Source organism: Agromyces sp. Marseille-P2726 (assembly GCF_902809835.1).
Taxonomy (GTDB): Bacteria; Actinomycetota; Actinomycetes; order Actinomycetales; family Microbacteriaceae; genus Agromyces.
The window spans coordinates 152837-171310 of the sequence record NZ_CADDWM010000010.1 but is presented as its reverse complement, the minus strand read 5'-3'; the positions used below and the strand labels follow the sequence as shown (position 1 = coordinate 171310).

The window sequence follows — 18474 nt, the reverse complement described above, 5'->3', positions numbered from 1 at the left end:
CCGGCAGGACGCGGCATGGCCTCTCGAATACCCGTCATGGGTATGGTGCGCGCGGGGTATCCTGTCAGGGTGATCGACGACATCAAGAAGCGCGCCCTGCATCGCACGAAGATCATCGAGGGACAGCTGCGCGGCATCGAGAAGATGATCGAGAACGAGGATTACTGCGTCGACATCATCACCCTGTCCCTGGCGGTGCAGAAGTCGCTGGGATCCCTGAACAAACTGCTCGTCGAGAACCACCTGCGCACGCACGTGACCGACATGTACGAAGCCGGCGGCGATCGGCGCGACGAAGCCGTGACCGAGCTCCTGCGCATCTTCGAGCTGTCGAACAACCGGGGGTAGCCGAGCGGATGCCGCGCCTCGAGCTCGTCACGGGCGACATCACGACCGAGCGCGTCGACGCGATCGTCAATGCCGCGAATTCGGGGCTGCTGGGCGGAGGCGGCGTGGACGGCGCCATCCACCGCGCGGGCGGGCCGGCGATCCTCGAGGAGTGCCGAGCGCTCCGTGCGACGACGTTGCCCGATGGCCTGCCGACAGGCGAGGCCGTCGCCACCGGGGCCGGTCGGCTGAGCGCGAAGTGGGTCATCCACGCCGTCGGCCCGGTGTGGCCCGGGCTCGGAAGGCTCGCCGATGAGCGGCGGGCGCTGCTGCGGTCGGCGTATCGTCGCTCGCTCGAGGTCGCCCGCGATCTGGGCGCGGCATCCGTCGCCTTCCCGGCGATCTCGGCCGGAATCTACGGGTGGCCGGCCGATGATGCCGCGGTCGTGGCGCTCACCACCTCGGCCGAGGCGGAGCAAGCGCCCGAGCGCGTGCGCTTCGTGCTGTTCTCGGCTCGCATGCACGACACCTTCGCAGACGCCGCGGAGCGCCTGGGGCTCGACGTGGTCGTGCTCGGCGACCGCGACCCCCGGTGAGGCATCGACCCGGCGCCCGCTGCGCCACGGAAATGGGGTCTGCGCCACATTCCTTGGCGCAGAGGAACGCGAAGTGGCGCAGAGGTCAGCTGGTCACTCGTTCCCGCGACGGTAGTTGCCGCTCGCGCGCGCGAGCAGGTGCTGCGCCTGCGAATCGTCGGCCCGCTGCAGGGCGGCGACGAGTCGTGCCGCGTCCTGGCCGCCGACCGACATGACCTGCCGGCCGCCGCGGTACACGATCACGCCGCCCTGCTTCGTGACGCGGTAGTCGAACGGGTCGCTGAGCAGGCGTCCTCGTTCGTCGGATGCCTCGTTGCGTCCGCTCATCGTCAGAGCAGGCTCTTCGTGTGCCACACCGTCTTGGTCTCGGTGAAGGCGCTGATCCGCCCCAGCGAGGGCGCCGCGGCATCCGCCCCCGACTCGGGACGCAGCACGCGCTTCAGCGTGTCGGCCGCGTCGATCTCGAGTCCGATCCAGTCGAGATCGCCGGCGCCCACGAGGTCGATGGCATTGACGTCGGAGTGGCTCGCGAGCCACGGCGCGATCTCGGCCGGCGAGCCCGTGAGCACGTTCACGACGCCCTTGGGCACATCGCTCGTGGCGAGCACCTCGGCGAGGCTGATCGCCGACAGCGGGTACCGCTCGCTCGCCACGACGACGACCGAGTTGCCGGCCACGAGCGGCGGTGCCATCGCCGAGACGATGCCGACGAGCGACGAGTCCTGCGGCGCGATGATCGCCACGACGCCGGTGGGCTCGGGCACCGAGATGTTGAAGTACGGACCCGCGACGGGGTTGGCGTTGCCGGCCACCTGGGCGAACTTGTCGGTCCACCCGGCGTACCAGACCCAGCGATCGATGGACTCGTCGACCTGCGCGGATGCGGCGGCGCGCGAGACGCCCTCGGCGTCCTCGATCGCGGCGACGAACTGCGCGCGACGGCCCTCGAGGAGCTCGGCGATGCGGTAGAGCACCTGGCCGCGGTTGTACGCGGTGGCGCCGCCCCAGCCGCCGACGGCGCCGCGAGCCGCGACGATCGCGTCGCGAGCATCTTTGCGTGACGCCTTCGCCACGTTGGCCAGGAACCCGCCGTCGGCCTTCATCACCTCGTACGTGCGGCCCGACTCGCTGCGCGGGAAGGCGCCGTTGATGAACAGCTTGTACGTCTTGGGTACCGCGAGGCGGCTCACTTCTTCGATCCCTTCGTCGCGCGCTTGGTAACCCGGCGCGTCGGCGTCGCTTCCTTGGTCTCGAGACGGCGCTGCGCGCCACCTCGACCCGCGGACAACGCCGCCTGGCCGATCGGGGCCGGCGAAAGGTAGGCCGCGAGTCCGTGGCGACCGCCCTCGCGGCCGTAGCCCGACTCCTTGTAGCCGCCGAACGGGCTCGACGGGTCGAACCGGTTGAACGTGTTGGCCCACACCACGCCGGCGCGGAGCTTGTCGGCAACGGCGAGGATGCGGCTGCCCTTGTCGGTCCAGATCCCCGCCGAGAGCCCGTACGGAGTGTTGTTCGCCTTGGCGATCGCCTCGGCGGGCGTGCGGAACGTGAGCACCGACAGCACCGGACCGAAGATCTCCTCGCGAGCGATGCGACTCGAGGTCTGCACGTTCGTGAAGATCGTCGGGGCGTACCAGAACCCGTTCTCGGGGATCTCGCACGGCACGCTCCACCGCTCGGCGCCCTCTTCGACGCCCACGTCGGAGAGCATCCGGATTCGCTCGAGCTGCTCCTTGGAGTTGATCGCCCCGATGTCGGTGTTCTTGTCGAGCGGGTCGCCGAGGCGCAGCGTCGACAGGCGCAGCTTCAGGCGCTCGACGACCTCGTCGTGGATGTTCTCCTGCACGAGCAGGCGCGAGCCCGCGCAGCACACGTGGCCCTGGTTGAAGAAGATGCCGTTCACGATGCCCTCGATGGCCTGGTCGATGGGCGCATCATCGAACACGATGTTCGCGGCCTTGCCGCCGAGCTCGAGCGTGGCCTTCTTGTCGGTGCCGGCGATCTGCTTCGCGATCGCGCGACCGACGGCGGTCGATCCGGTGAACGCCACCTTGTCGACGCCCTCGTGGGCGACGAGGGTCGCCCCGGTGTCGCCCGCCCCGGTGATGATGTTCACCACCCCTGGCGGGAGGTCGGCCTGCTGGATGATCTCGGCGAAGATGAGCGCCGTGAGCGGGGTGGTCTCGGCCGGCTTCAGCACCACCGTGTTGCCGGCGGCCAGCGCCGGGGCGATCTTCCACGCGAGCATCAGCAGCGGGAAATTCCACGGGATCACCTGCGCGGCGACGCCGAGCGAGCGGGGGTCGGCGCCGAGGCCGGCGTAGTCGAGCTTGTCGGCCCAGCCCGCGTAGTAGAAGAACCACGCGGCGACGAGCGGGACGTCGACGTCGCGGGACTCCTTGATGGGCTTGCCGTTGTCGAGCGACTCGGCCACGGCCAGCTCGCGGGAGCGCTCCTGCACGAGGCGGGCGATGCGGAAGAGGTACTTGCCCCGGTCACGGCCGCTCATCTTCGACCAGGTGCGGTCGTAGGCGCGACGGGCTGCCGCGACGGCCGCATCGACATCGGCCGCGTTCGCGTTCGCGATGGTCGCGATGTGCTCCTCGCTCGCCGGGGAGATGGTCTGGAACGGAGTGCCGCGACCGTCGACGAACTCGCCGTCGATGAAGAGGCCGTAGGTGTCGCGCAGCGACAGGATCGCCCGCGACTCGGGTGCGGGTGCGTATTCGAGGAAGCTCATGATCTGGTGCTCTCGTCTCAGTCGATCGTCACGTAGTCGGCGCCGGAGTAGTGTCCGGTGGTCATCTTCTGGCGCTGCAGCAGCACGTCGTTGAGCAGGCTCGACGCCCCGAACCGGAAGAGGTGCGGTTGCAGCCACTGCTCGCCCGCGGTCTCGGCCACGGTCACGAGGTACCTGATCGCGTCCTTCGATGCACGGATGCCGCCCGCGGGCTTCACCCCGATGCGGTGACCGGTCATCAGGTGCCAGTCGCGCACGACCTCGAGCATGAGCAGCGTCACGGGAAGCGTTGCGGCGGGCTGCACCTTGCCGGTCGACGTCTTGATGAAGTCGCCGCCGGCGAGGATCGAGAGCCACGACGCCCGGCGCACGTTGTCGTACGTCACGAGCTCACCGGTCTCGAGGATCACCTTGAGACTCGCGCTCGTGCCGTCGGGCCGGCGGCACGCCTCTTTCACGGCCGCGATCTGGTCGAACACGAGCCCGTACCGACCGGCGAGGAACGCTCCTCGATCGATGACCATGTCGATCTCGTCGGCTCCGGCGGCGACCGCGTCGGCGGTGTCGGCGAGCTTGATGTCGAGCGACGACCGTCCGCTCGGGAAGGCGGTGGCGACGGCGGCGACGGAGATGAGCCCGTCGTCGGGGTCGCCATGCGCGCCGCCCAGGGCGTCGACGGCGTCGGGCACCAGGTCGCCGTACACGCACACCGCGGCGACCCGCGGCACCGTGGCATCCGTCGGATCAGGATTCACCGCCTTGGCGACCAGCGAGCGGACCTTGCCGGGCGTGTCAGCGCCTTCGAGCGTCGTGAGGTCGATCAGCGAGATGATCTTGTCGAGTGCCCACATCTTCGAGCTCGTCTTGATCGAGCGCGTGGCGAGGCCCGCCGCCCGCTGCTCGAGGCCGACGGCATCGACACCGGCGATGCCGTGCAGGTAGCGGCGGAGCGTCGCGTCGTCGGGTTCACCGCCGAGCACGGCGAGCGCTCGCTCGCGGGCGGTGACGAGGGAGGTGCCTGCGCTTGTCGGAGCTGGCATGGTCTTGACCTGGCTTTCGTTGTGTGGTGGTGCGTGACGGCGGGCACGTCGGAGCGCGCTCAGCCGTCGAGGAGATGGAGTGCGGTGGCCTCATCGGTGACGAGGACCGAGCAGAGACCGCTGCGGACGACCGCATCGGCGACCGGATGCTTCGACGTGCCCGCGATGACGGCGATCGCGAGCGGCGCCGAACGGAGCTCGTCGAGGGTGAGCCCGACCGTGCGGGCGTCGAGGGCGGGGTCGACGATGTTGCCGTCGGAGTCGATGTAGCGGCCCACCACGTCGCCGACGGCCCCCTTCTGCACGAGCACGTCGACGTCGGCCGTCGAGAGGTATCCGCTCTCGACGTGCACGGAGTTGTGGTCGGCCGCTCCGGCGCTGAACAGGTAGGCGTCGGCCGACCGGGCGAGCTCGATCACGCCGGCGACGACCCGGTCGGATTCGATGGCCTCCTTGGTGGCGAGGCGCTCGAGGATGGCCGGGCTCGGGAGCAGCGTGGCGCTGCCGCCGCCCTTCTGGGCGATGCTGACCGCGGTCGCCGCGGCGGTGCCCGCACGACGGTTGAGGCTCACGCCGCCGTTGATCTGCACGACGTTCACGCCGGTCGCCCAGCCGTTGCGCAAGCGCTGGGAGATCTCGAACAGCGTGCGACCCCAGCTCACGCCGAGCGTGCGCGGCACGGGCCGAAGCGCGGTGAGGTAGTCGGCCGCCGCCTGCGCGGTGCGCTCCTGGAGCTCCTCGGCGGACCGCACGCCGGCCGTCGACACGACGATCGCATCGCTGAGGCGCCGCTCGTCGCGGAGACGCCGTTCGAGCGGCAGGCGCCTGGCCCGAGGATGCAGGATCTCGATGCGGATGAATCCGCGCTGCTTCGCCTGCGCGAGGAGCCGGCCGACCTTCCACCGAGTGAGGCGAAGCGCCTGGCCGATCTCATCCTGCGTCTTGTTCTCTTCGTAGTAGAGCTCGGCCGCCCGGATGGAGAGGAGTTCGTCGGTCTCGTCCACACGTCTCCTTCCGCTCTCCTCCAGCGTAGGCAGCGCGTCCCACATCGGCAACAGTCGCGGGGAATCCTGCTCATATGAGCAGGCAGTGATCGGATGCCGCGCACCTATGCTGGTGCAATGCCCCGCCCCCTCGCGCTCGCGGTCGACTTCGGCGGCACCAAGGTGGAGGCCGCACTCGTCGACGACGACGGCCGGCTCCTCCTCGGATCGCGACATCGCCGCCCGACCGGCGCCGCCGCCACGAACGAGCAACTCGAACGGCACGTCGGCGACGTCGTGATGGCCGCGCGCGAGGCCGTTCCCGCCGATGCGGCCATCGCCGGCATCGGCATCGGTGCGGCCGGCCCCATCGACGTCGAGCACGGCCTCGTCTCACCGCTCAACGTGCCCGCCTGGCGCGACTACCCGCTCGCCGACCTCGTGGCGAGCCTCGTGCCCGATGTCCCGGTCGCGCTCCGCATGGACGGCCTCTGCATCGCCCTCGCGGAGCACTGGGTGGGAGCGGGCCAAGGCGCCGAGAACCTCCTCGGGATGGTCGTCTCGACGGGCGTCGGCGGCGGCCTCCTGCTCGGTGGCCGGGCTGCGCCGAGCCCGACCGGCAACAGCGGGCACATCGGCCACGTCGAGGTGGGCGGGTTCGACGACGCCTGCGCCTGCGGCGGTCGCGGATGCCTCGAAGCGGTCGCGTCGGGCCCGAACACCGTGGCCTGGGCCCGGGCGCAGGGATTCGCCGGTACGACCGGGGAGGATCTCGCCGCAGCCCACGCCGCCGGCGATCCGATCGCGATCGCGGCGGTCGAACGAGCCGGCACCGCGATCGGCCCGGCCGGGGCATCCGCCGCGAACCTCGTCGACCTCGACGTCGCGGCCATCGGCGGCGGGGTCTCGCGCGTCTCCCCCGCGCTGTTCGACCACGCACGCGCGGCGCTCGCGGCGCGCACGGCATTCCCCTTCGTCTCGCGAGTGCGCATCGTGCCGTCAGGGCTGTCCGACGAAGGACCGCTCATCGGGGCGGCGGCACTCGTTCACCGGCCCGAGTCGTCGACCTGAAGCCGGGCGCCGCGAGTCGCACGCTCGTCCTCGAGGTACGGCGGCCGTGCGACGACCGCGCCGCCGGTCGCCGCCGCCACCGCCGATCCGAGGAGGAACACGAGCGGCCACACCCACCCGTCGGTCGCCTCATGCAGCAGGCCGAACGCGAACGGGCCGACCGCGACGATGAGGTAGCCCACGCACTGCACGAACCCCGAGAGCGCGACCGCACCCGAATGCGTGCGGGTCCGCAGGTTGATGAGCACCAGCGCCAGCGGGAACAGCATGGGGCCGATGCCCGCGAGCACCACCCAGAGCCAGGTGACCGCCCCGGGCACGAGGAGGAGGCCGAGGGTGCCGACGACGAGCGTCGTCACCGCGATCGCGATGAGCAGGCGCACCCGCCCGTACCGCGCCGCTACGATCGGCACGATCAGTCCCGCCGGCAGGCCCATGGCGGCGTACAGCGAGAGCAGCGCCCCCGCTTCGGCGGGCGTCGTGCCGGCGATGTCGTGGAGCATCGGCGGCATCCACGCGAACATCGTGTACGTGTTGAAGCCCGATACCGCGAACACCACGGCGAGCGCCCACGCGAGCGGTGACCGCATCGCGTAGCGCAGCAGGCCCGGCTCGGCCTGCTCGGGAAGCGTCGGGGGCGCCTCGCGCTTCGGGTGCACGAGCAGCGTGACCCACGGGACGAGGCAGAGCGCCGCCACGATCGCCCACTGACCGAGGGAGATCCGCCAGCCCGCGGCATCCGCCACCGGCACTGCGACGAGCGCCGGAATGAAGGTGCTCACCGACATGGCGGTGACGTAGATCGACGTGAGCAGGCCGACACGATCGGGGAAGTACCGCTTCACCAGCGGCGGCAGCAGCACGTTGGCAACGCCGATCGCCGCGAACGTGAGCGTCGACGCGACGACGAGCCAGACGGCGTCGCCGGCGAGACCTCGTCCGGCGAGTCCGACGGCCAGCGCGACGATGGACAGGATGAGCGTGACCTCGAGTCCGAGGCGTTTCGCGAACAGCGGTGTAACGATCGCGAACACCGCGAAGCACAGTGGCGGCAGCATCCCGAGGAACCCGACGACGATCGGCGCGAGCGCGATGTCGCGTTCGAGCTCGGTGAGGATCGGCGACAGCGTCGCGACCGCCGTACGCAGGTTGAAGGCCACGAGCACGATGCCGATGAGCGCGAGGGCTCGGCCGGCCCAGAGCGGCCGGCGATCAGTCAACGAGGATCTCGCGTGCGCGCTCGACGTCGTCCTGCATCTGGTCGACCAGGTCGGGGATGCTCGTGAACGCCTCCATGCCACGGAGCCGGTCGACGAACTCCACCTCGACGAGGTGGTCGTACAGGTCGAGCTCCCGGTCGAGCACGTACGCCTCGACCTGCTTCTTGCGGACGCCCTCGAACGTCGGGTTGTCGCCGACGGAGATGGCCGCCGGGTACCGCGCGCCGGCGTCGGTCAGCCAACCCGCGTACACGCCGTCGGCGGGGATGAGGCCCTCGGACTCGGGGCTGAGGTTCGCCGTCGGGAATCCGAGCTCACGGCCGCGCTTCGCACCGTGCACCACGATCCCTGTCACCGTCGGCGTGTGGCCGAGCAGTTCGCCGGCGTGCCGAACGTCGCCCTCGGCGAGCAGCTCGCGGATCCAGGTCGACGAGACGCGCCGTGATCCCTCGGGCGTGACATCGTCGACGACCTCGACGGTGAAGCCGAACTTGTCGCCCAGGTCGCGGAGCAGGGAGACATCCCCCGCGCCCTTCGCGCCGTAGCGGAAGTCGTGTCCGACCAGCACGGCCCTGGCGTCGAGGGTGTCGACCAGGACTCGCTCCACGAACTCGGTCGCGGGCACCGAGGCGAGCGCGCGGTCGAACCGGAGGAGGAGCGTGGCATCGACACCGGTGCTCGCGAGGAGATCGAGCTTCTGGCGGACGCTCACGAGCGATTCGGGGCACTTCTCGGGCGCGAGCAGCTCGAGCGGGTTGCGGTCGAAGGTCACCACCACCGACGAGAGATCGTCGTCGGCGGCGATGTCGTGGATGCGGTCGATGACGGCACGGTGCCCGCGATGGACGCCGTCGAACTTGCCGATCGTGACCGCGGAGGGGCCGTAGCCCTCGGGCACCGCGTCGAGGCCCTTGAAGGTCTTCACGCGGCATCCGCCGCCCGGTCGGGGCGATGCGTCGCCAGCCACCACATGCCGAGCAGCGGCAACACGAGCGGGATGAACAGGTAGCCGCGCCCGAACCACGACCACACGGTGTCGTGCGGGAACAACTGTGGGTACACGATGCTCAGCGTGCCGATCACGAGCACCCCGGCGAACTCGAACAGGATCGTCGCCCAGGCGATGCGGTACCAGCCGCGCCCGGATCGCACGAGGGCGATCGTCGCGACGACGTACACCACTGCGGCGAGTGCGGACAGCGTGTACGCCAGCGGGGCCTCGTCGAACTTCGAGACGATCTGCACGAACGAACGGCCGAGCGCCGCGAGGGCGAGGACGCCGTACACGGCGACGAGCACTCGCCCGATGCCGCTCATCCGCCAGCCGCGCCGGGTCTCGGGCCGGGCACTCCGCACGTCAGTCATGTCGTTCGATTCTCTCAGACGTCGATCAGGCCTGCTGCACGGTCCAGATCTGCAGCATGCGGTACACCATCACGGCCACGGCGAGGGCGGCGACCCCGAGCACGACGGTGCTCCAGCGAGTGCGGTCGAGCAGGCCCCAGAAGATCGCGGCGGGGGGGGTGAGCAGCGCGCTGATGAGGGACACATAGAACTCGAGCACGCTGCCGGTGGCTTCGTTGCCGAAGGCCGGAGCGGCGATTGCGAAGACGAGCTGGACGACGAGCAGAAGCTCGACCAGCGCGAGGGCCCCGTTCGTGAGGTCGTTCGGCACGCGTCGCGCGAACCCGAGCACGAGGCAGAGCAGGCCCGCCGCGACGGCGACCGCGACCTGTACCCACGCGAACCACTCGATCATGCGCCGGCCTCCGTGTCGGGGAATCCGGCCACGACCTTGAGTGTCTCGCCGCGCCGCTCGACGATCGCGACGAGCCGGCCGTCGGGGGCGATGGCGCCCATGGGACCGCCGACGGTCGGTTCGGGCGCGTCGATGCGCTTGCCGTGGCTCAGGTCGCCCGCCTGCTGCGCGGTGACGTCGACGACCGGGAGCGTTCGCCTCGCGGCAGCCGCGGGACTCAGCAGCGATGCCGTGACGTCGAGGTCATCGAGACCGGATGCCTCGTCGACACCGAACGCCCCGATGCGCGTGCGGCGCAGCGAGGTGAGGTGGCCACCCGTGCCGAGGCCTGCGCCGAGATCGCGAGCCAGCGCGCGGACATAGGTACCAGACGAGCACTCGACCCGGACGTCGACGTCGACGAACCCCTCGCCCGCACGCGACGACCGGAGGTCGAACGCCGACACGGTCACGGAGCGAGCGGCCAGCTCGACGGTCTCCCCCTCGCGCACGCGGCGGTAGGCCCGCCGGCCCTCCACCTTCACCGCGCTCACCGAGCTCGGGACCTGGTCGATCACGCCGGTCAGGCTGCTGATGCCGCGGCGGAGCGCCTCATCGTCGAGCCTCGCGAGGGCAGCCGCGGCACCGTCGACCGGAAGCGGCTCGCCCTCGGCGTCGTCGGTCGTCGTGGCCCACCCGAGCCGGATCGTGGCCAGGTACTCCTTGTCGAGCCCGACGAGGAAGTGCAGCAGCCGCGTGGCGCTGTTCACTCCCAGGATGAGCAGCCCCGTGGCCATCGGATCCAGGGTGCCGGCGTGCCCGATCCTGCGGGTGCCGGCGAGGCGGCGCATGCGTGCGACGACGTCATGACTGGTGAGGTGCGGCGGCTTGTCGACGAGGAGGATGCCGCTGTTCACGCCGTACAGGCTAACAGCCGGCTCGACCGGCGCCGCCCGTCCGAAGCCGACGTCGGCCGCGCCTACGCTGAGAGGATGAGGATCGGCATCATCGGCACCGGCGCGCTCGGCGGCACCTTCGCGGCGTTGCTCACGCGAGCGGGTCACGAGGTCGAGGTGACGGCCCGCGGCGCGGGGCTCGCGGCGATCCGTGCCGACGGCATCCGGCTGTCGGGCGGCTACGGCGACGTCGAGGCTCAGGTGGTCGTCGGCGAGACGCTCACGACGAAGCCCGACCTCGTGCTGGTCACGACGAAGGCGCACGATGCCGCTGCCGCCATCGAGGCGAACGCCGCCGTGATCGATGGAGCGACGGTGGTGGTGGTGCAGAACGGCCTCGAGGGCGTCGACACGGCTGCCAGGCTGTTGCCGCACTCGTCGTGCATGGGCCTGCTCTCGATCATCGCGGCCAACTACACCGAGCCCGGCGTCGTGCGGGTGACCACGACCGCCGCAAGCTACCTCGGGCGCGGCGATGGGCCCCCCGATACCGAGTGCGTTCGCGTCGCCGGCATCCTCTCCGAGGCCGTTCCGGTGATCGCGATCGCCGGGTTCCGCGGTGCGCAGTGGACGAAACTCGTGGTCAACATGTTGAACGCCGTGCCGGCGATCGTCGGTCGGAGCGTGCAGGACGTCGTCGACGACCGCCGCCTGCGCCGGGTCGTCGCCGCGTCGATGCGCGAGACCGTGCGCGTCGGAATCGCCCGTGGCGTGCGCTTCGGGCGGCTGCAGGGCCTCGGCAACCTCCGCCTGCGCCTCTTCGCGCGCATGCCGCTCGCGATCGGCCAGGTCCTGCCGTGGCTGATGCGGGTGCGCATGGGTGGCGTGCCGAACCTCGGGTCGACCCAGCAGAGCGTGCGACGCGGCCAGCCGACCGAGGTCGACTTCCTGAACGGGGCCGTCGTGCGCGAGGCATCCGCCGCCGGGCTGACGGCTCCGGTGAACGCGGCCCTCACCGCGCTCGTGCACGAGGTCGAGGCGACCGGATCGCACGTGCCAGCCGCACGAGTGCTGGCGGAGGTGCCGGCCTGACCTGGCCGCACCCTCAGTGGCCGTCAGCCACGCGACGCGGGTGGTCGGGGTCGCTGTTGTCGACGACCGCCGACGCCACGCGGCGCGGATCGCGCTCGCGGTAGGCGATCACGTCGGCGTCGTCCTCGGGTTCGCCGTCGATGGCGATGCGGTAGTCCCAGAGGTTCGCGAGGCGCTCCCGCAGCACGAATCGACCGTCGATAACCAGGATCGCGTCGGCCGGGCCGGTGAGCCATTTCGGCTCGATCCACGCATCGCGCGCCGGGTCGAACACGGCCGTGACGAACGCGGTGGAGCCGCCCATGCGGAACGGCTCGACGAGCACCCGGCGAAGCGCCGACTCGTCGAAGCCGTACCGGTAGTAGCGACTCGCCGTGTCGTCGCCGAACTCGGCCTGCGCGGCGCGCGAACGGTGGAACCGCTCCATGCTGGCACGGAACACGGCGTGCCCCCGCTCGCGGAGCACCGCGGCGAGGTCGTCGGCGAACTCGGTCTTGCCGCTCTGCAACGGGCCGTCGACCGCAACGATCATGCGTCCGCGGCCGGAGTGGGCAAGGATCTCGTCGACGAGCGTGCGGAGGAACGCGACGCGGGGCGTCGTGACGAGTTCCATGCCCCCAGCGTAACCTCGCGGCATCCCGCCGGAACCTGGGCTGGAGGCCGACCTAGGGTGGAGGAATGCCGAGCCAGCCCACCGCCGACCTCGCCAGCGACCTGAACGCCTGGTTCGCGGATGCCGCGCGGCCGCTGCCGTGGCGTGCCGCCGAGGTGTCGCCGTGGGCGGTGCTGGTCAGCGAGTTCATGCTGCAGCAGACCCAGGTCGCGCGCGTCGTGCCGTCCTGGGAGGCGTGGATCGCGCGCTGGCCGACGCCCGCGGCGCTCGCGTCGGAGCCGGCGTCGGAGGCGGTGCGCGCCTGGGGCCGGCTCGGGTATCCCCGGCGAGCCCTGTGGCTGCACCGTGCCGCCGTTGAGATCGTCGAGCGGCACCACGGCGAGGTGCCCGAGGAACTCGACGATCTCCTCGCCCTGCAGGGCGTGGGTCCGTACACGGCGCGGGCGGTGGCCGCATTCGCATTCGGAAGGCGGCATCCGGTGGTCGACACGAACACCCGCCGCGTGCTCGCCCGCGCCGTCGCGGGGCAGGCGCAGCCCGGCCCGCCGTCGACGTCGCGCGACCTCGCGGCGATGTCGGCGGTGCTTCCGGAGTCGGATGCCGCGGCGCGCGTGTTCAACGCAGCCGCGATGGAGCTCGGCGCGACCGTCTGCACCGCACGCACGCCGCGGTGCGCCGCCTGCCCGATCGCGAAGCGGTGCGCGTGGCGTCTGGCCGGATACCCGCCCCACGACGGACCCCGGCGCGCCCGGCAGGCTCGTTACGAGGGCTCCGACCGGCAGGTGCGCGGCCTCGTCATGCGCGAGCTGCGCGGCTCGCATCACCCGGTCGGGCGCGACGAGCTGGCCGGCGCATGGACCGATGCCGCGCAGCTCGAGCGTGCGATCACGAGCCTCCTGGCCGACGGGCTCGTCGTCGTCGACGCCGACGGCGCACTGGCGTTGCCCGACTCCTGACCGCGGTGCCCGAGCGCCGGCGACGGCCGTGCACGAGTGTGTCAGTATGCAGAGGATGACCGTCACGCCGCTGCCGGGGCGCCGTCCGAGCCCCGACGACCTCCTCGTGCTGCTCGCCGTCGCACGAGCGGGCCGGTACACGGCGGCGGCGTCCGAGCTGGGGCTCAACCACACGACGATCGCCAGGCGGATCGGGTCGCTCGAGGATGCGCTGGGCGGTCGGGTGCTCGCTCGTGGCGCCGCCGGGTGGGTGCTCACCCCGCTGGGTGAGCACGCGATCATGGCTGCCGAGGGTGTCGAGCGGGCGCTGGGATCGCTGGCGCCCGAGGCGCCGCGACTGTCGGGCGTCGTACGACTGTCGGCGACCGATGGATTCAGCGGGTTCATCGCGGCACCCGCGATCGTCGCCGTGCGCCGGGAGCATCCCGACGTCTCGCTCGAGATCGTCGCCGCCACGCGACGTGCGGCCCAGCAGCGGGTCGGCGTCGACCTCGAGGTGGTCGTGGGTCGCCCCCACGTGAAGCGCGGCGAGACCACCCACCTCGCGGACTACGCGCTCGGAATCTACGCGAGTCGCGAGTTCCTCGACCGCAACGGGGCGCCCGACTCCCCTGCCGCACTCGAGGGCGCTCCACTCGTGTACTTCATCGAGTCGATGCTGCAGGTCGACGCCCTCGACGATGCGCGCCGCGCGACGCCCGAGATGGTCGACGCCGTGTCGAGCACGAACGTGTACGTGCACGTCGACGCGACGCGCGCCGGCGCCGGGTTCGGGCTGCTGCCCGCGTTCCTCGCCGACCGGCACGACGACCTCGTGCGCCTCTTCCCCGAGGAGATCGACACGCGCCTGCCGTACTGGCTCGTCTCGCGACCCGAGGCGCTACGCCAGCCCACCGTGCTCGCGTTCATCGAGGCGATGCGGGCGCGCATCGCCGCCGTCGAAGACGACCTGCTCGGCCGTCGTTCCCGTGGCTCGGCGCCTGGCAGTACGCCCGGATGATCGGCGCCGCCGGTCGGAGGTGCGGTCGCGGCATCGATGGGACGAGGTGGTGCTCGAAGGATCGCCGGACCCCGCACGTCGGGGTCCGGCCGGAATGCTCGTGCGGGGGTGGGCAGAGGTCGCTACGGTCGAGACGACAGGAGGGAGACACCATGGAACTGTTCGACATCGACGACACCCGGCGCATGAGCCGCGAGGAGGCCGCCGCCACGCTCCGCACCCTCGCCGACGCCATGGCGAAGAACAACTCGGTCGAGTTCTATCGGGCGGGGCGACGCATCACCGTCCGCATCCCCGACGAGGTCGACCTCAAGGTGGAGGTGGAGGTCGGCGACGAGGGCGACAACGAGCTGGAGGTCGAACTGACCTGGTGACGACGACTGGCCTACCCGACACGCGGCCTTGCTTGGCTCGCTGGTGAGCGGATGCCTCAGCGGGGGCCGCCGAGCTCCGCGTCGTCGGAGAGGTCGGATGCGTCGTCGTCGAGCTCGTCGACGTCGTCGTCCTCCTCGTCGAGGTCGCGTGGCTTGACGTACGGGTCGGCGTCTCCGGCATACGTCGCGTTCGAGGCGAGCATGCTCGTCTCAGCATCGCGAGTGCGCGCCTCGCGCAGGAGCGACTCGATGTGCTCCGCGTTCTCGGGGATCGCGTCGAGGATGAACTCGATCGAGGGCGTCAGGCGCGCGGTGATGTTGCGACCGACTTCGCTGCGAAGCATGCCGGTGGCGGCCTTCAGTGCGAGCGCCGAGTCGCGCCGTTCCTGCTCGCTGCCGTACACGGTGTAGAAGATGCTCGCGTGCTGCAGGTCGCCCGTGACGCGGACGTCGGTGATCGTCACGAACCCGAGGCGCGGGTCGCGCAGTCCCTTGTCGAGCCTGCGCGCGACGATCTCCTTGATGCGGTCGGCCAGCTTCCTGGCCCGTGCCGGATCCGCCATGTTGTCCTCCCTCTCCCCCAGATCGAGTAAGCGAGAAGCGTTGCTCGACCCGCGGGGCTTCGGATCTTCCCTTCGGGTGAATCGGGGTGAAGGGGCCCCCGCTCTTCACCCGAAGGGAAGATCCGGAGGCCCCGTCCACGGGGAAACTAGACGCGAGGCTTCTCGCGCAGCTCGATCGTCTCGATCTCGTCGCCGACCTGGATGTCGTTGTACTTGCCGAGGCCGATACCCGCCTCGAAGTCGGTGCGGACCTCGGTGACATCGTCCTTGAATCGGCGAAGCGACTCGATGGCGAGGTTGTCGCCGACGACGACGCCATCGCGGATGACGCGAGCCTTGGCGTTGCGGGTGATCGTTCCCGAACGCACCACCACACCGGCGATGTTGCCGAACTTGGAGGAACGGAACACCTCGCGGATCTCGGCGACACCCGACTGCACCTCTTCGAACTCGGGCTTCAGCATGCCCTTCAGCGAGTTCTCGATGTCGTCGATGGCGTTGTAGATGACCGAGTAGAAGCGCACGTCGACGCCCTCGCGGGCGGCGCGTTCGCGCGCCTTCACATCGGGACGCACGTTGAACCCGATGACGATCGCGTCGTCGATCGTGGCGAGGTCGATGTCGCTCTCGGTGATGGCGCCCACACCGCGGTGGAGGATGCGCAGCTGCACCGACTCGTCGACCTCGATCTTCATGAGCGACTCCTCGAGCGCCTCCACGGCACCCGACACGTCGCCCTTGATGATGAGGTTGAGCGCCTCGACCTTGCCCTCTTCGAGCGCACGGGTGAAGTCCTCGAGCGAGATGCGCTTGCGAGCCTTCGCAAGCTGGGCGTTGCGCTCGGCCGCTTCGCGCTTCTCGGCGATCTGGCGGGCCGTGCGGTCCTCCTCGGTGACGAGGAAGGTGTCACCCGCGCGCGGAACGCTCGAGAGGCCCTGCACCTGCACCGGACGCGACGGGAGCGCCTCGGTCACGGGTGCGCCGTTCTCGTCGGCCATCGCGCGCACACGCCCGTAGGCCGTGCCCGTGACGATCGCATCGCCGACACGGAGCGTGCCCGACTGGATGAGCACCGTCGCCACCGCACCGCGGCCCTTGTCGAGCTTCGCCTCGATGGCGACACCGCGGGCGTCCTTGTCGGGGTTCGCTCGCAGGTCGAGCCCGGCGTCGGCGGTGAGGAGCACCGCGTCGAGCAGCTCCTGGATGCCGATGCCCTCGCGCGCCGAGACGTCGACGAACATGACGTCGCCGCCGTACTCCTCGGCCACGAGGCCGAACTCGGTGAGCTGCTGGCGCACCTTCGCCGGGTTCGCCTCGGGCTTGTCGATCTTGTTCACCGCGACCACGATCGGCACGTCGGCCGACTGGGCGTGGTTCAGCGCCTCGATCGTCTGCGGCATGATGCCGTCGTCGGCCGCGACCACGAGGATCGCGATGTCGGTCACCTGGGCACCACGGGCACGCATGGCGGTGAACGCCTCGTGACCGGGGGTGTCGATGAAGGTGATCGCGCGATCGGTGCCCTCGTGCTCGGTGTGCACCTGGTACGCGCCGATGTGCTGGGTGATGCCGCCGGCCTCGGCCGCGACGACGTTCGCGTTGCGGATCGCGTCGAGGAGGCGCGTCTTACCGTGGTCGACGTGGCCCATGACGGTGACGACGGGCGGACGTGCCACGAGGTCTGCATCGGACTCGTCCTCGAGCTCCTGGTCGAGGTCGATGTCGAAGCCCTCGAGGAGCTCCTTGTCTTCGTCTTCGGGCGAGACGACCTGGATCTTGTAGCCCAGCTCGGCGCCGAGTACCTCGAACGTCGCCTCGTCGAGCGACTCGGTGGCCGTCGCCATCTCACCGAGGTGGAACAGGACGGTGACGAGCGAGCCGGGGTTGGCATCGATCTTGTCGGCGAAGTCGGAGATGGATGCACCACGGCGGAGTCGGATGACGGTGTTGCCATCGCCGCGGGGAACGCTCACGCCGCCGAGCGACGGCGCCTCCCGCATCTCGAATTCCTGCCGCTTCGTGCGCTTCGACTTGCGGGCCTTGCTCTTGCCGCCGCCACGACCGAACGCGCCGGCCGTGCCGCCGCCCGGACCGCGACCGCGGCCGCCGCCGCCCGCCGGACGCGGGCCGCCGAAACCGCCACCGGGACGCTGGAACCCCCCGCCGCCGGGGCGCCCGGCGCCTGCGCCGCCGCCGCCCGGACGCTGGAAGCCGCCGCCACCGGGACGGCCTGCGCCGCCGGGACGTGGTGCGCCGGGACGCGGGGAACCAGGACGCGGCGCCTGCGGACGCGGGATGTTGCCGGGCGTCGGTCGCTGGCCCATGCCCTGCGAGCTCGAGAAGGGGTTGTTACCCGGGCGCGGCTGGGCGGGGCGCTGGCCCATGCCCTGCGAGCTGGAGAACGGGTTGTTGCCGGGGCGCGGGCCACCGGGCCGCGGAGCCGGACGCGGAATCGCGGCTCCGGGCTTCGGGGCGGGCTTCGCGACATCCGATGCGGCGGGAGCCGCGGGAGCCTCGGCCGGCTTGGCCGCGGCGGCCTGCGCCGCCTTCTCTTCGGCCTGGGCCTGGCGCTCGGCCACGCTCAGCGGGGCGTCGGCGGGCTTGGGAGCCTCGGCCGGAGCGGCGGGAGCCTGCTCGGCGGGCTTGGGCGCGGGCTTGGGACCGGGCTTCGCCGCGGCCTTCGCAGCGGGCTTCTCGGCCGTGGCCGTCGCCGCCTTGGCACCGGCCCCGTCGGCCTCGAGCGCGGCCCTCAGCCGACGGGCGACGGGAGGTTCGATGGACGACGAAGGTCCCTTGACGTATTCGCCCATCTCCTTGAGCTTCTCAAGGGCGATCTTGCTGTCGACACCGAGTTCGGATGCGATCTCGTGTACGCGTGGTTTGGCAGCCACTTCTCTCCTGTTCCGGGCCCTCCCCGAAACAGGGGGACCATCAATGGCGGACGGGTCTCATTTCGAGCCGCTCATGAGTTGTCCATTAGCCGTTCAGCCTGTTCTCTACGTTGCTGGTGTCCACCTCGCCGCGGATGCGGAGCGCGCGTCCGAAGGCGCGTCGCCGCACGGCGAGTCGGTAGCACTCGAGCGTCGGATGCAGCCACGCACCTCTGCCCGGAAGCACAGCCGAGGCATCGGCCACGACGTGGGAACTCTGGGAGACGACCCTCAGAAGCGAGGACCGCGGGGCGCGCGAACGGCATCCGATGCACGTTCTGACGGGTTCCATCCTACACCTCCGGGCTGTGGCCCCGGTCGCCGCAGGTCGAGGA

General features: G+C 70.8%; 21 protein-coding genes. 7 read left to right on the top strand and 14 right to left on the bottom strand.

What is annotated here, in order from left to right:
• Positions 1-69 precede the first annotated feature (69 nt).
• Both HUS56_RS03905 and HUS56_RS03900 read left to right on the top strand, forming a co-directional pair.
• The gene (locus HUS56_RS03905; RefSeq protein ID WP_173922075.1) at positions 70-348 is read left to right on the top strand and encodes a metal-sensitive transcriptional regulator; all 279 of its coding nucleotides are present in this window, start codon (positions 70-72) and stop codon (positions 346-348) included.
• Positions 349-356: 8 nt separating this feature from the next.
• Entirely contained in the window at positions 357-923 is a 567-nt protein-coding gene (locus tag HUS56_RS03900; protein WP_173922074.1) for an O-acetyl-ADP-ribose deacetylase, read from the top strand.
• A gap of 93 nt (positions 924-1016) precedes the next feature.
• On the opposite strand, the gene HUS56_RS03895 is transcribed toward HUS56_RS03900, so the two are convergent.
• The 5 genes from HUS56_RS03895 to HUS56_RS03875 are packed head-to-tail and all read right to left on the bottom strand — an operon-like array spanning position 1017 to position 5707.
• Entirely contained in the window at positions 1017-1250 is a 234-nt protein-coding gene (locus HUS56_RS03895; RefSeq protein WP_173922073.1) for a hypothetical protein, read from the bottom strand.
• A gap of 2 nt (positions 1251-1252) precedes the next feature.
• Entirely contained in the window at positions 1253-2113 is an 861-nt protein-coding gene (locus tag HUS56_RS03890; RefSeq protein ID WP_173922072.1) for an aldehyde dehydrogenase, read from the bottom strand.
• Positions 2110-3663, bottom strand: coding sequence for an aldehyde dehydrogenase family protein (locus HUS56_RS03885; protein ID WP_173922071.1), 1554 nt, complete (start codon positions 3661-3663; stop codon positions 2110-2112). The genes HUS56_RS03890 and HUS56_RS03885 overlap by 4 nt, the downstream gene beginning before the upstream one ends.
• Before the next feature lie 17 nt (positions 3664-3680).
• The gene (gene deoC / locus HUS56_RS03880; RefSeq protein WP_173922070.1) at positions 3681-4703 is read right to left on the bottom strand and encodes a deoxyribose-phosphate aldolase; all 1023 of its coding nucleotides are present in this window, start codon (positions 4701-4703) and stop codon (positions 3681-3683) included.
• 59 nt (positions 4704-4762) lie between these two features.
• On the bottom strand, positions 4763-5707 hold the full coding sequence (locus HUS56_RS03875) for a sugar-binding transcriptional regulator (protein ID WP_173922069.1): 945 nt from the start codon (positions 5705-5707) through the stop codon (positions 4763-4765).
• A 117-nt stretch (positions 5708-5824) separates the two neighbouring features.
• Here HUS56_RS03875 and HUS56_RS03870 point away from each other — a divergent pair, with 117 nt between their 5' ends.
• On the top strand, positions 5825-6757 hold the full coding sequence (locus HUS56_RS03870) for an ROK family protein (protein WP_173922068.1): 933 nt from the start codon (positions 5825-5827) through the stop codon (positions 6755-6757).
• Here the strand turns inward: HUS56_RS03870 and HUS56_RS03865 are convergent.
• From HUS56_RS03865 to truB, 5 genes are read right to left on the bottom strand one after another with little or no spacing between them, the layout of a single operon-like run.
• Positions 6733-7977 carry a CynX/NimT family MFS transporter gene (locus HUS56_RS03865; protein WP_173922067.1) on the bottom strand — a complete coding sequence of 415 codons (1245 nt, stop codon included), beginning with the start codon at positions 7975-7977 and terminating at the stop codon, positions 6733-6735. The genes HUS56_RS03870 and HUS56_RS03865 overlap by 25 nt on opposite strands.
• Positions 7970-8902, bottom strand: a complete 933-nt coding sequence (locus tag HUS56_RS03860) for a bifunctional riboflavin kinase/FAD synthetase (protein ID WP_173922066.1) — start codon at positions 8900-8902, stop codon at positions 7970-7972. The genes HUS56_RS03865 and HUS56_RS03860 overlap by 8 nt, the downstream gene beginning before the upstream one ends.
• Positions 8899-9342, bottom strand: a complete 444-nt coding sequence (locus tag HUS56_RS03855) for a hypothetical protein (RefSeq protein WP_254431273.1) — start codon at positions 9340-9342, stop codon at positions 8899-8901. Before HUS56_RS03855 ends, HUS56_RS03860 begins: the two co-directional genes overlap by 4 nt.
• 25 nt (positions 9343-9367) lie before the next feature.
• Complete coding sequence (locus HUS56_RS03850) at positions 9368-9736, bottom strand: hypothetical protein (RefSeq protein WP_173922065.1); 369 nt, start codon at positions 9734-9736, stop codon at positions 9368-9370.
• Positions 9733-10632, bottom strand: coding sequence for a tRNA pseudouridine(55) synthase TruB (truB, locus tag HUS56_RS03845; RefSeq protein ID WP_371808292.1), 900 nt, complete (start codon positions 10630-10632; stop codon positions 9733-9735). Before truB ends, HUS56_RS03850 begins: the two co-directional genes overlap by 4 nt.
• Positions 10633-10707: 75 nt before the next feature.
• Between truB and HUS56_RS03840 the strand changes: the two genes are divergently transcribed.
• Complete coding sequence (locus HUS56_RS03840) at positions 10708-11703, top strand: ketopantoate reductase family protein (protein WP_173922064.1); 996 nt, start codon at positions 10708-10710, stop codon at positions 11701-11703.
• A 13-nt stretch (positions 11704-11716) separates the two neighbouring features.
• Here HUS56_RS03840 and HUS56_RS03835 read toward each other — a convergent pair whose 3' ends face one another.
• Positions 11717-12316 (bottom strand): hypothetical protein, encoded by a 600-nt coding sequence (locus tag HUS56_RS03835; RefSeq protein ID WP_173922063.1) that lies wholly within the window; start codon positions 12314-12316, stop codon positions 11717-11719.
• Positions 12317-12381: 65 nt separating this feature from the next.
• Here HUS56_RS03835 and HUS56_RS03830 point away from each other — a divergent pair, with 65 nt between their 5' ends.
• The 3 genes from HUS56_RS03830 to HUS56_RS03820 all read left to right on the top strand — a co-directional run bounded on the left by HUS56_RS03830 (position 12382) and on the right by HUS56_RS03820 (position 14646).
• Positions 12382-13272 (top strand): A/G-specific adenine glycosylase, encoded by an 891-nt coding sequence (locus tag HUS56_RS03830; protein ID WP_173922062.1) that lies wholly within the window; start codon positions 12382-12384, stop codon positions 13270-13272.
• Between the two features lie 55 nt (positions 13273-13327).
• Positions 13328-14272, top strand: a complete 945-nt coding sequence (locus HUS56_RS03825) for a LysR family transcriptional regulator (protein ID WP_173922061.1) — start codon at positions 13328-13330, stop codon at positions 14270-14272.
• Positions 14273-14424: 152 nt separating this feature from the next.
• Positions 14425-14646, top strand: coding sequence for an amphi-Trp domain-containing protein (locus HUS56_RS03820; RefSeq protein ID WP_173922060.1), 222 nt, complete (start codon positions 14425-14427; stop codon positions 14644-14646).
• A gap of 56 nt (positions 14647-14702) precedes the next feature.
• Here the strand turns inward: HUS56_RS03820 and rbfA are convergent, their stop codons facing one another.
• The 3 genes from rbfA to HUS56_RS03805 form a co-directional block, all read right to left on the bottom strand.
• The gene (gene rbfA / locus HUS56_RS03815) at positions 14703-15209 is read right to left on the bottom strand and encodes a 30S ribosome-binding factor RbfA (RefSeq protein ID WP_173922059.1); all 507 of its coding nucleotides are present in this window, start codon (positions 15207-15209) and stop codon (positions 14703-14705) included.
• A gap of 146 nt (positions 15210-15355) precedes the next feature.
• Positions 15356-18100 (bottom strand): translation initiation factor IF-2, encoded by a 2745-nt coding sequence (gene infB / locus HUS56_RS03810; RefSeq protein ID WP_173922058.1) that lies wholly within the window; start codon positions 18098-18100, stop codon positions 15356-15358.
• Between the two features lie 85 nt (positions 18101-18185).
• A complete protein-coding gene (locus tag HUS56_RS03805) occupies positions 18186-18431 on the bottom strand; it encodes a YlxR family protein (RefSeq protein WP_173922057.1) in 246 nt (81 codons plus the stop codon).
• Positions 18432-18474 lie beyond the last annotated feature (43 nt).